The organism is uncultured Aquimarina sp., from assembly GCF_947492965.1.
In the GTDB taxonomy this organism is placed as follows: Bacteria; Bacteroidota; Bacteroidia; order Flavobacteriales; family Flavobacteriaceae; genus Aquimarina.
Map to the genome: position 1 here is coordinate 141,112 of NZ_CANLOZ010000007.1, position 13,268 is coordinate 154,379.

Annotated in this window: 9 protein-coding genes; all 9 read left to right on the plus strand. The window is 32.2% G+C overall.

Annotated features, from left to right (window positions below; translation table 11 throughout):
- The first annotated feature begins 13 nt into the window (after positions 1–13).
- The 9 genes from Q1B37_RS18195 (at position 14) to Q1B37_RS18235 (ending at position 13,144) form a co-directional block, all read left to right on the plus strand.
- Positions 14–727, plus strand: a complete 714-nt coding sequence (locus Q1B37_RS18195) for a hypothetical protein (protein ID WP_299900942.1) — start codon at positions 14–16, stop codon at positions 725–727.
- Between the two features lie 29 nt (positions 728–756).
- A complete protein-coding gene (locus tag Q1B37_RS18200; protein ID WP_299900944.1) occupies positions 757–1,659 on the plus strand; it encodes a hypothetical protein in 903 nt (300 codons plus the stop codon).
- 20 nt (positions 1,660–1,679) lie between these two features.
- Positions 1,680–2,558, plus strand: coding sequence for an AraC family transcriptional regulator (locus tag Q1B37_RS18205; RefSeq protein WP_299900946.1), 879 nt, complete (start codon positions 1,680–1,682; stop codon positions 2,556–2,558).
- Positions 2,559–2,663: 105 nt separating this feature from the next.
- The gene (locus Q1B37_RS18210; RefSeq protein ID WP_299900949.1) at positions 2,664–4,121 is read left to right on the plus strand and encodes a hypothetical protein; all 1,458 of its coding nucleotides are present in this window, start codon (positions 2,664–2,666) and stop codon (positions 4,119–4,121) included.
- Positions 4,122–4,185: 64 nt separating this feature from the next.
- Positions 4,186–4,728 carry a hypothetical protein gene (locus Q1B37_RS18215; protein ID WP_299900952.1) on the plus strand — a complete coding sequence of 181 codons (543 nt, stop codon included), beginning with the start codon at positions 4,186–4,188 and terminating at the stop codon, positions 4,726–4,728.
- Positions 4,729–4,799: 71 nt separating this feature from the next.
- Positions 4,800–5,429, plus strand: a complete 630-nt coding sequence (locus Q1B37_RS18220; protein ID WP_299900955.1) for a class I SAM-dependent methyltransferase — start codon at positions 4,800–4,802, stop codon at positions 5,427–5,429.
- 17 nt (positions 5,430–5,446) lie between these two features.
- Entirely contained in the window at positions 5,447–5,980 is a 534-nt protein-coding gene (locus tag Q1B37_RS18225; protein WP_299900958.1) for a cytochrome b/b6 domain-containing protein, read from the plus strand.
- A gap of 12 nt (positions 5,981–5,992) precedes the next feature.
- Positions 5,993–6,427, plus strand: a complete 435-nt coding sequence (locus Q1B37_RS18230) for a cupin domain-containing protein (protein ID WP_299608477.1) — start codon at positions 5,993–5,995, stop codon at positions 6,425–6,427.
- A gap of 159 nt (positions 6,428–6,586) precedes the next feature.
- Positions 6,587–13,144: an MG2 domain-containing protein gene (locus tag Q1B37_RS18235; RefSeq protein ID WP_299900961.1), complete on the plus strand. Its 6,558-nt coding sequence runs from the start codon at positions 6,587–6,589 to the stop codon at positions 13,142–13,144.
- Positions 13,145–13,268: the final 124 nt, after the last annotated feature.

The following is a 13,268-nucleotide window of genomic DNA, read 5'->3' on the forward strand; positions in this document are numbered from 1 at the left end:
CAAGATTAAAAAAATGAACAAAACAATATTACTTTTATTTTCGATAATAGTATTTGCAAGCTGCGGAAATGATAAAAAACCCAGAGTAGTCTATGATACTGATCCAAATAAAGAAGCGACAGAATTAAAAAAAGACTCTACACTAATTGAAGCTGCCGATCTCCCAGTTCAGATAGATAGTACTAATTATTTGATACACCCAATAGGGTATCTAAAAGTATATGGATCGAGATCTAAAATCTCCTTCAGGTCAAATTATGAAAATACAAATTTTGTTTTATCAAGACATTCAAACTATGAAATAACGGGAAAACTTACGAATTTAAAATTCCAACATATAGATTCGGAAAAAATGATTCCACTTACCGAGAAAACACTCATCATAACATCCGTAAGATTTTTAAAAGAAGTTTTCGACAGAACAAAATCAAAATATCTACTCTATAAAGTAATTGATCAAGATACCAATAAGGATCAAAAATTAAATCATCAGGATATTACCTCTTTGTACATTAGCAAGATTGATGGATCAGATTTTATAAAATTGACTCCAGATTATGAGGAATTAATAAATTGGAAAATACTTACTTCTAAAAACAGGCTGTATATTAAAACAGTACAAGACAAAAATAAAGATGGTGAATTTGATAAGACGGATGAAATACATTATCAATATTTAGATCTACAAGATAAAAACTGGGAGATCAAATATTACAATCCACTATAAGTTTTTAAATTTCTTTATAAATCAATACCATGATTAATATTAAACTGATTGAGAATAGCTTTTTGATTAACAATATCTCTGTTAGTTTCCCTATATCTTTTAAAAGTTTACACGAAATATTAAAAGTTCCATATCGAGTTTATAAAAAAAAATACAATACTATTTATACTTGGGATGATCTTGGCATTCTAGGATACTCAAAAGATCAACAACACATAGATAGCATCTATCTGGAACTACAAAAAGAAGATTTTGATTTTACCCCTAAACAACTTTTCACGGGAAGTTTTCTTTTTAAAAATCAAGATGCTATTTCCTACTACAAAGAGCATAAGAATAAAAGAATACAGCTATTTGAAGGAGACACTTCTGGTGCTTTAGTTTTAAATGACATTAGTGTTTGGTTTAGTACCGATCAAGCTTCTATTGAAGCCATTGAAATTAAAAGCTATCAAGGCACAAGTATAAAACAAATACCTAAAGACAAATACATTATTAGAAAACTAGATGAAGAAGAAATTATCTTTACAGATTTTGGATTCAAACTAGCGATCGTTCAAGAGTTGATGTATTCCAAAGAATTTATACAACCTAAATTTGACCTATTTGAATTTGTACTATGGTATTCCAAAAGAGAAATTGATCTCGAAGAAGAAGGGTATGATCCTATTGAAGAAGTAACTCAGTATTTCAGGGATTTACCGATCCCTAAACGATTAGCTTCAGAAGTAACTGAAATCTACCAAGATGGTGGTAATGATATTTACCTAAATCTGATACGATTTGCCGAAGGATGGGAAGATTATTGGGACATTGAAAATATTGAAGACGTTACAAAATTTCCAAATCTGAAAAAAGTAACTCTTTGCTATGCAAAGGAACATATAATTCCAGACCTTAAAAAAATGGGAGTTGATGCTGAATGGTTATAATGTTTATTTGAAATTTCAAAATGAAGAATGACATAAAACATATAAAATTTGACAACAAAACGAATCCAAAATCCTATTTTGAAATTGTTCAGATCGAAGAACTATTAACAAGAAAACTAGATCATGACATTTGCAAAAATCATCTCGTTAAATTCTATATCATCCTTTTTATTATAGAAGGTGAAGGATTTCATACTGTTGATTTTGTAGACTATCCGTATCAAAAAGGCACGATACTTTTAATAAGAAAAGATCAAATTCAAAAGTTTTTTAAAAGTCCTAACGTGAAAGGCTTTTTATTAATCTTTACAGAAGAATTTGTTATCAGTCATCTTAGCAAATTAGAAGCAATTAAATCGTTTCAATTATTTAATGAATTGCTTAGCTTTCCCAAAATCCAACTAGATCCTTATGATATTACATTTTCCGATTTTTCCACTCTGATTAATCAAATGCAATTAGAATATAAAATCAAAGATGAGTACTCTATTAGTATAACTCGTAGTGCCTTGCATATGGTAATTACAAAACTGTCTAGAACTAAATTCAAAAATGAACAGTTATTAGGAAAGAAAAAATACTTAGCAGAGTTTTTATCCTTTCAACAATTGGTAGAAGAGCATTGCTTTCAACATAAAAAAGTAATGTATTATGCTGATAAGATGGGATGTTCTACAAAAACCATCAATAATATCGTCAATGCTATACTGAACAAACCCGCTAAAACTTTCATTGATGAGATCGCGATTACCCAGATCAAAAGACTACTCATTGGTTCTAATGAATCCATAAAGGAAATTGCATATACATCTGGTTTCGATGATCCAGCTAATTTTTTTAAATACTTCAAAAAACACGTCGGAACCTCACCAGAAATCTTCAGAAAATCACATCGTTAACATTTTTCCGATTTTGACACTATTTAGGATCAAATTCACCATCTAACTCTTGTATCTGTAAATTAATTTTGATGATAACTTTTAATTATTATCAAATACAGTAACATGAAACACGCAATCAACCTTACCTCAATAATTCTATTGGCTGTTTTATTTAGTCAATGTTCAGAAAAAAAAGGTACGTCAAAGGAAGCAAAAACAATTATGGAAGTAACTACTTTCGGAATTAACGGAACAGTAGACCCATTAGATTTTAAAACCAGAGATGCACAAATTGAAACGAACTTTACCAGCAAACAACCTGGTTTTATCAAAAGACAAAGTGGAATTAATGAAAAAGGAGAGTATGTAGTCATCGTCTTTTGGGAAAGTCAAAAAGATGCAGAAGCATCTATGAATAAATTTATGAGTGATCCATCTGTCGCAGATTACGCAAAAATGATCAATGGTTCTACAATGAAAATGGAACGCTATGGAATGGATAAGACTTTCAACGCGGATAAAAGTGAGTTTGTAGAAGTAATGACTTTTAATCTAAAACCAGATACGGATATAGATAGTTTCGATACCTTAAATCAAAAAGTAGAAACTGATTTCACAGGAAAAAGGGATGGTTTTTTACAAAGACTCACTGGAGTTAATGAACAAGGAAAACAAGCTGTAGCAGTATATTGGACCACTAAAGAAGCATCAGATGCTTCGATCAATGATTTTATGGCAGATCCGACAGCCAAAGAATTCATGTCCAAAATGGATCAATCTAGTATGTTCATGGGACGTTATGAATTATTACCATTTCATAAGAGTAACAAAGAAAAGGTAATCGAACTTTTAAACAGTTTCAATACTGGAGATCAAACACCAATTTCTTATATCAATCCGCAGAAATACATCCAACATAATCTAGATGTAGCAGATGGATTAGCAGGTTTTGGAGAAGTAATGAAACATGCTCCAGAAGGTGGATTTAAAGCAAAAGTGGTTAGAGCTTTTGAAGATGGCGACTATGTATTCACACATACCGAATATGACTTTTTTGGTCCAAAAGTAGGTTTTGACATCTTCAGATTCGAAAACGGTAAAATCGTAGAACATTGGGACAACCTAGCTCCTATTACTCCACCTAACCCAAGTGGAAGAACACAATTAGACGGAACATCAGAAATTAGTGATCGTGATAAAACTGCCGCTAATAAAACTATCGTAAAAAACTTTATCAATGACGTATTACTCAATCATCAAAATGAAAAGATAACCTCCTATATCAATCCTGAAAAATACTTACAACACAATTCTGCAGTGGCAGATGGATTAAAGGGATTTGGAGAAGCTATGGAATACTTTGCTAAAAACGGTTTAGTTATGGAATACGATAAAGTACATATGACTTTAGCAGAAGGTGATTTCGTATTAGCTGTTAGCGAAGGGAAATTCGGTAAAGGAGATCCTACCGCATTCTACGATCTATTTAGACTAGAAAATGGTCTTATCGTAGAGCATTGGGATGTAATAACTACCATACCTGCAAAATCAGATTGGAAAAACGAAAACGGGAAATTCTAAACCAAGATTCCCTTTTACTATTCAAATATTTCAAAACAAACGTAAACTTTTTAAAACCTTAATTATGAAAAAATTAAAGCAAAACACCCTATTTCTATTTTTAACAATAGTATCAACTTCACTATTTATTTCTTGCGATAGTGATGATGATAATAACACCATACCTCCCATCAATACAGGAGTAAGTGTAACAGTGGCAAACACATTTCAATCTGCTACCATTACGTCAGGAGTCGAAACCGCTATTGAAGATCTTTTCATGCAACCGGCAGGTTCTTTAGAAGCAACTGCAAATGTCAGTGATGCTACTGAATTCCCGGCATACTTACTAGGGTTGTATGATATTGACATCGATCAAAACAGTATTTCTTTTGAACTAGTAGCTGGGGCTAACGATCCAAACTACGGGCCTTTATTTAGAACATTAGAACCTGATACATTCGACAGATACTATTTAACTTTTGACGAAGCACAAAACGTAAAAGGATTTTCTTCTAGTAACAGTTCGGTGAACCTAAGAATTGACGCTAATAATATTTTAGTAGTTGAAATTGGAGAAGGATTCGAATTTCAACCAGGAGCTTCCTTTACAATTACCCTAAACTAAAACAGAACTAAACTAGCTTAACGTATACAAACATCCCTAAAAACAGTCTTTATCCTTTAAAACAAGATACCATGGAAATGAATATGAACAAAGAAAAAGCCAACTCAGTAATAAATGAATTATTTCTCGATTCTAGAGGTGATTTTTTCAAAATGATAAAGGCTGTTTCAAAAGGTGTGATCAGACCTTTACAACCCGAGGATTTTAAAGATCTATATCTTTCAATTTCCAAAGAGCAAGGCGAAGATCTAACACAACTTATCATAAAAAACAATTATAAAAACATTGTAGAATTTGGTACCTCTTTCGGAATATCAACCTTATACTTAGCATTAGGTGCTATGGAAACTGATGGTTCTATAATAACTACCGAACTCATTGAATCCAAAGCTCAAAAAGCTATCACAACTTTTAAAAAAGCTGAAGTAGATCACCTTATTAACGTAAAAATTGGAGATGCTATGAAAACATTAAAAGATCATGAAACACCCATAGATCTTTTGGTTTTAGATGGTTGGAAAGATCTCTATCTACCACTATTCCGAATGTTAGCACCTAATTTCCATAAAGATACTTTGGTTTATGTAGATAATGCAGACATGAAAGAAACACAGCACTTTTTGGATGTGATAAGTCAAAATCCAACATATCACTTACAACCCATGTATAATGGTAAAGTTTATTTGATAAGCAGTCTATAACCCAAAATTAAAAGACGATGGATACATCACTTTCTACTTATAGCAAACGAACAATTTGGATTCATTGGGTTTCTACAGTATTGATTTTTGGACTCATCTTTACAGGGATTAAAATGGAGCACCTATCCGTAAGTGCAGAAAAATACTTCCTATATCAATTGCATTTCTCAATGGGAAGTTTGGTATTTTTATTAACAATTATCAGAATCATTGCACTATTCAGCGATACTGAACCTAAGAACTTGTATCCAACTACATCATTCAGAGAAAAACTAAGAAAAGGTGTTTATTATGGATTCTATCTGGTTATTCTTTGGATGTGTACATCTGGATTCCTATCACTTGTTTTGGAAGGAATAGTACCTTCTTTACAATCAGGAAATTGGAAAGATTTACCCGAAATCAATGCAGATGGATTTCATCCGATTATGCTATCGCATCATATCATTGCTAAAATGATGTTCCTTTTATTACTATTACATATTGCTGGTTTTATACTCCATTTAATCCAGAAAAAAGAAAACACATTAAAACGAATTTGGTTTCACTAAAAATATTCATAAATGAAAGACAAAGAAATTATTAGAAACGGACAAGGAGAAAACTATAACTATTCTCAGGATCACTGTTTTATCAAACTTTCTTCAGATACAACAAATGGTGAATTATGCTTTGTAGAAGACACCTTAAAACCTGGTTTCTACCTGGCAAGACATCATCATAAAATTATGACCGAGGTATTTTATATCCTAGAAGGAGAAGTAGAATTAATTTTTGATGATGAGACCGTTATCGCAAAACCTGGAGATACCATAACCGTTCCTCCAAACGTATGGCATGCGGCTAGCTGTAAAGAAGGTGGTAAAATGCTAACCATTTTTAAAAATGGACAATTCGACCTCTACTTAGAAAAACTCTCTACAATGTCTGATAGTGATTTCGAAGATGGAGAATTAATGAAAGCTGTTTCTGCAGAATTCGATATCTATGAGGAATAAAGAATATTGTATTCTATATTAAACATTCTCTTCTTCCATATGTATTAAGAAGAGAATGTTTAACATATATCACTTCCCTAATCCAAATACCTCATTCGCTCATTCTTGATGGTATAAGTTGTATTGATTTATGTACTTCGTAGTAATAAACTAACTACTATGAGAAATCCATACTACATCTTCTTCCTACTTTTCTTTCTTACGATCAGCAGTAGTGCTCAATATAAGTACGATAAACTATGGGCAAAAATTGAAAACCTAGAACTTGAAGGCAAAACGAGATCTGCGTACAAAGAAATTGATCTAATACGTAAACTAGCACAGCGAGAAGACAACCAATCGCAAATCATCAAATCATTTTTATACCAAGCTAAGTATAAACTTCTATTGGAGGAAAATGCGGAAAGTAATGTATATGAAATGTTACTTTCTGAGCTGAAGAAAACAAAATTCCCTACTAAAAATATTCTAGAGTCTATTCTTGCTAAAAGTTTAGAAAACTATCTAGACAGCAATTCATATAAAATAAGAAACCGAACTAGTACTGACACAATTATATCCTTAGATTATAGAACTTGGGATATCAACACATTAAACAAACAAATACACAAACACTATCAAAACTCTCTAAAGCAACCAGAACAACTTTTAATAATTAATGACACCGTATTTTCAGAAATTTTAAAACTTGGAGATAATGACCAAAAATACCGAAATACACTGTATGATCTTTTAGCCAATAGAGCTATTGGTTTTTATCATTCAAACAACTATTCCCATACAAAAAAGGATCTTGCTCCTATCCTACCTGATTATTATAGTATCCCCACTGTTTTTAGCACTAAAGAAATTGGTACTGAGAATGAATTTTCATTCATAAAAAACACTTTGAAATTATATCAAAGTATTGAAAAAATACACTTACTAAGAAAAGATTCTTTATCGCTTATTCATACAGCTTTAGATCGTTTAAAATTTGTTAAACAAAAAAATAACTCTCAAAAGGACTTGTATTTCGATGCATTAAAAAATTTACAATCACAATACACAGGAATATCTAGAATACCGATACTCTTAGATTTAGCAAAGTATTATAAAAATAATATGCATATCTATTTTCGTCCAGATTACAATACGAAAGCTATAGAAATATGTGATCAGATTCTAAAAGAAGCACCAAATACCCCTCCAGAAATTGAAGCAAAAAAACTTAAAGAATTAATTACCAATCCAAGTTTAAAAATTACCACAGAAAATTTTCTTATACCTAACAAAAAAAGTAGAGCTCTCATTAAATATAAAGATATCGATAGTATCCATATTTCATTTTATAAAGTACCTTTTTCTTATCAATCCATAAAGGATAGCTACTATGATATTGATTCTTTAATCACAGATTTTACCAAAAACCACATTCCTGTCAAAAAAAAGGTATATAATTTACCAAAGGATCAGTATCACACAGAAAGATCAACCGAGGTAATTTTACCTGAATTAACATCAGGAAAATATCTTATTATCGTTAGAAAAAATCCTGATACAGATTTCAAAAATGATATCTATGGTATTAATTATATCCAAGTTAGCTCTTTAGCATTAATTTCCTTCTCTGGAAACCAAAAGACCAGTTATCAGGTCGTGAATAGATATAGTGGATCACCCATAGAAAATGCTTCTATATCATTACAAGATATTAGAAAAGAAATGCCTTTTTTAAGAAAACTCATCACCAACGAAAACGGAAAAGCAACAATCAACCTAGAAGAGAAATCACATCAACTAAATACATTCGTATCAAAAGATAATGATTCTCTTTTTCTGGAAACATTTATTAATCCCAAATATGTATCTAAAAGATATCATAGAAGTTATTCAAAGGATTTAGAAGCTAAAGCCAAAATATTCACAGATCGAAGTATTTATCGACCTGGGCAAAAAGTATATTTCAAAGGAGTTTTAACACAACGAAATAAGAAAAAATCTAGTCCGGTTGCTGGAGAATTTGTAATCGTCACATTATATGATGCCAATAATAACGAAGTTAAAGAACTACGTCTTAAAACGAACGAGTTCGGTTCCGTACATGGTGAATTTACGTTACCTACCAATAGACTAAACGGAGAATTCACTATAGAAATGGACGAAGATTATGAAGAGGACTCTAAGTTCTGGGAGGATATGTATAATTTTGAAGTAGAAGAACATACAATTAGGGTTGAGGAATATAAGCGTCCTAGGTTTGAAATTACATTCGATAAAATAACCGAAACCTATACCCTAAATGATTCTGTAAAAATTAAAGGAGTAGCTAAAGCTTTTTTAGGAGCAGCAATATCCAATACCAAAGTAAATTATACAATTACCAGAGAAAGAAATTATCAATTACTCGACGATCGAGAAGAAGTTGTGATCACAGGAAGTACAACTACAAATTCGCAAGGTAGTTTTGTTATCACTTTTATTCCTTCAATCAACTCAACAACTAAATCAGTATCTAACCTCATATATAATTATAACATAAATGCTGAGATTACTGATATCAATGGTGAAACGAGAAATGAAACGCAAAGCATTAGAATAGGCTACCATAGCTTAGAAGCTAATATCCTTATGAATCAGAACTTATCATCAGACAAAACAGATAATACACTTTATGTAAGCATCAAAAATCTGAACAATCATCCAATAGGTTATAAAGGAACGGTATCCATTTATAAATTAAAACATCCAAATAGAGTTTTACGTAAAAGACCTTGGAACTCACCAGATGTTCAACAAATCCCAAAAGATACATTTGTTAAATTCTTTCCGAACGATGCATATAAAACAGAAGACCTCGATACGCATAACGATAAGGATATTATAAAAACCTATACCATAAATACCGAGAAAGACGATAAAATAACATTAGGCAACATAAAAAATTGGAAAGGAGGAAAATACATTGCTAAATTTCATACTAAAGATGAGTTTGGGTATGACATTACTGCAGAACAGCAATTTACACTAACCAATCCAAAAGAAAAATACCTTGCAGATAATCAAATTTTTGATTTTAAAATAAATGACAGTCAAGTAGAGACTAAAAACATCCTAAACATAGAATTAAGAACTGCTGCAAAATCATTATTTGTTCATGTAGAAGCTTATCAAAAAAATAAAGTGATTTTTAAAGATGTCGTAGAAATTATTAATGGTAAATACAACATCCCTATACATTTAAAGCAAAAAAAAGATCAAATAGATATACAAGCTTCTTTTATAAAGTATAATTGCATCTGGACCGATAGGATTGCGCATTATTTTCCACAGCATGATGAAAGTACGGATCTAAACATTGAGTTGGAGACCTTCAGAAATAAACTAGAACCAGGCAACAATGAGACTTGGAAGCTTAAAATTTTAAACAATAACAACAAAGCTGCTTCTGCAGAAATACTGGCTTCCATGTATGATATGTCTTTGGACACCTTCCTTAGTCACGAGTGGCAAGGTGATATAAAAATCCCCATTACAGAACCCTATTACTATAATAATCTTCCCAGTATACAAACACAGACTTCGTTTAGAAATCTTTCTATTTGGATAAAAAACCTACAGGTAAAATACTATCGCCCTCGGAATTTCACCTACAATTCAATCAATACCTTTGGATTTCATTTTTCTAATCCAGAACGAGGTCATAGAAACTATCTAAGAACCATTTCATATCACTCTAAACCGACAAAACCTAAAAAAGGTAAACGATTAAAAGCAACAGGAGGAACAATCACCGGTATTGTAACAGATGCCGACGGGCATCCATTACCAGGAGTAAATATTGTGATTAAAGGAACAACTCGCGGAACACAAACAGATTTTGATGGGTTATTTACAATTGAAGCTAACAAAAACGATCTTCTTATTTTTTCTTATCTAGGGTTTATTTCTTCGGAAATCAAAGGAAATAACAATAGAGCTTCCATAAGGATGAGAGAAGATGCATCGGAGTTAGAAGAAGTTGTGGTAGTAGGTTATGGAATACAACGACAAAAAAAGAATCTGAGTTATTCAGTTTCTACTATTACAATGGAAGAGATTAGTGGCGAATTTGATCGCGTATTGAATGGTAAAGTTGCAGGGGTAGAAATTGCATCAGCAACAGCGGCGGCTGGATCTTCTTCCTCTATAAAAATACGAGGATATGCTTCTGTAAAAGATAAAGAAAAAGTACTAATCGTTGTTGATGGAGTACCCTTTCTAAAAGGTCGACAATCGCTAAACACCGAGGACATTATAGATATGCAAGTATTAAAAGGTAGTGCTGCCAAAGCCATCTATGGAAGTAAAGCCGCTAACGGTGTTATTATCATTACTACTAAAAAAGGTGTAGAAGCATTACAAAAAGTGATACCAAGAAAAAACTTGAAAGAAACGGCCTTCTTCTTTCCACAGTTACAAACCGATAAAAAAGGAAACGTAAGCTTTAGCTTTACTTCTCCAGAAGCGTTGACTCGATGGAAATTTCAGGCATTTGCTTATGACAAACAACTAAATACGAAATTAATTCAAAGCGAAGTAATTACCCAAAAACAACTAAGCATTGTTCCTAATATTCCTCGTTTTCTAAGAGAAGGCGATACTGTAACTATATCAGCTAAAATTGCTAATATGGACATTAAGAAAATGAAAGGACTGGCATCTCTAAACCTAATTGATGAAGTTTCTCAAAACGATTTAAAAACACTTTTTCTAGATAACAATACTGTACAAAACTTTGCTATAGATGCTAGAGGAAATACTTCTGTAAGTTGGAAATTATACATCCCAAAATCCGTACAAGCTATCCGCTACAAGATTGTAGCAAAAGCTGGTAAATTTAGTGATGGAGAAGAAAGTGTGATTCCAGTTTTAACCAATAGAATGTTAGTGACAGAAAGTATTCCTATGTGGGTACGTCCCGGAGAACAAAAAACGTTTGGGTTTCCTAAAATGATAGATCAACCTTCTGTTACCAGACAAAACCACCAGATCACCTTAGAATATACGACCAACCCTACCTGGTTTGCCATAAAATCATTGCCCTATCTAATGGAATATCCATACGAATGTGCAGAGCAAACCTTTGCCAAATATTATAGTAATGAGATCGCTAGTCATATCTTGAACAGCAATCCGAAAATTAAAAAAGTATTTGACCGCTGGAAAGCAAATGGAAAATTAGTATCTGATCTAGAAAAGAATCAAGAGTTAAAAAGCATATTGATTCAGGAAACACCATGGCTCAGAAATTCTAAAAATGAAAAAGAACAACAAACAAGATTAGCAGAATTATTTGATCTTGTCAAAATCACCACAAAACAAGAAACTATTTTGGATAAACTAAAAGGCATGCAAGATACTTCAGGAGGATTTCCATGGTTTAGTGGCGGTAATACAAATCAATATATTACCAGACATATTGTATCTGGATTGGGACATCTTAAAAAACTACAAATAGATACAGAACATGCCTACACCTCTAATGTTATTGCAAAAAAAGCAATCGCTTATCTGGACAGTAAATACTTGGAAAATTATAAGCAGCAACTACGTATCGACAGCACATACGCTTTTTCCAGAAGTGATCTTCACTATTTCTATGCACGAAGCTTTTGGAATGAAAAATATCCAATAAGCAAAAAAATCGATAGTATTTACAGGAAACATATTCCCAAAGAGCAAAACAAATGGATGCAAGAAAGTCTATTTCAAAAAACTATGCTAGCATTAATCCTACATAGAAATGGTGACTCCAAAATAGCCAAAAACATTATTAAAACATTAGAAGAAAACGCAGTAATATCTAAGGCAAACGGAATGTACTGGAAAGAAAACAAATCTGGTTGGTATTGGTATCAATCTCCTATAGAATTGCAAGCATTGATTATAGAAGCTTTTTCTGAAATTACCGGTAACACTAATACTATTAATGAATTAAAAACGTGGTTACTAAAAAAGAAACAACTAGAAAGTTGGAGTACCACTAAAGCGACTACAGAAGCCATTTATGCCCTCCTATTACAAGGTAGTGATTGGTTATCTGTGGAAGAAAACGCGGAAATTTCATTTGGAACAACATTAAATAAAACTGAATTGCTCCCAATGAACACAATTGAAGCAGGTACCGGATATAGTAAAATACAATGGAATGCAGAAGAGGTCAATAATACAATGGACCATATAACGGTACAAAACAAAAGTGCTGTGCCGCAGTACGGAGGATATTATTGGCAATATTTTGAAGATCTCGATAAAATTACCGGTCCAGAAGAAGATAAGATTATGATCAAAAAAGAACTTTTTCTTAAACAAAATACTACCGAAGGAACGATTTTAAAAAGAATTACGTGTAGCGAACAACTTAAGATAGGCAACCTAATCACTGTGCGTGTAGAGCTCAATGTAAAAAATAACTTCGAGTTTGTACATATGAAAGATATGCGAGCATCTGGATTAGAACCTACCAATGTTATCTCTAAATACAAATGGCAGGATGGATTGGGTTATTATGAAAGTACCAAAGATGCATCTACCAATTTCTTCTTTGATTATTTACCAAAGGGAGTACATGTGTTTGAATATGATTTGCGTATCAATAATAAAGGGGATTTCTCTAATGGGATCACTACCATACAAAGTATGTACGCTCCAGAATTTAGTAGCCATTCCAAAGGAGTACGGGTAAAAGTTCACTAAATACGCACACCTAATTATACATTTACAAGTAATTGCTAAATAAGAATTCAATATACCGTAAAAATTAGTCGTACATTAAGGGCTGGTTACCCATTATATCGGATGAACACCTCCATAGGATATA

Excerpts from the sequence above, each read along its gene's own strand:
- Q1B37_RS18195 (WP_299900942.1), top strand. The coding sequence starts at position 14 with ATGAACAAAACAATATTACTTTTATTTTCGATAATAGTATTTGCAAGC.
- Q1B37_RS18200 (WP_299900944.1), top strand. The coding sequence starts at position 757 with ATGATTAATATTAAACTGATTGAGAATAGCTTTTTGATTAACAATATC.
- Q1B37_RS18205 (WP_299900946.1), top strand. The coding sequence starts at position 1,680 with ATGAAGAATGACATAAAACATATAAAATTTGACAACAAAACGAATCCA.
- Q1B37_RS18210 (WP_299900949.1), top strand. The coding sequence starts at position 2,664 with ATGAAACACGCAATCAACCTTACCTCAATAATTCTATTGGCTGTTTTA.
- Q1B37_RS18215 (WP_299900952.1), top strand. The coding sequence starts at position 4,186 with ATGAAAAAATTAAAGCAAAACACCCTATTTCTATTTTTAACAATAGTA.
- Q1B37_RS18220 (WP_299900955.1), top strand. The coding sequence starts at position 4,800 with ATGGAAATGAATATGAACAAAGAAAAAGCCAACTCAGTAATAAATGAA.
- Q1B37_RS18225 (WP_299900958.1), top strand. The coding sequence starts at position 5,447 with ATGGATACATCACTTTCTACTTATAGCAAACGAACAATTTGGATTCAT.
- Q1B37_RS18230 (WP_299608477.1), top strand. The coding sequence starts at position 5,993 with ATGAAAGACAAAGAAATTATTAGAAACGGACAAGGAGAAAACTATAAC.
- Q1B37_RS18235 (WP_299900961.1), top strand. The coding sequence starts at position 6,587 with ATGAGAAATCCATACTACATCTTCTTCCTACTTTTCTTTCTTACGATC.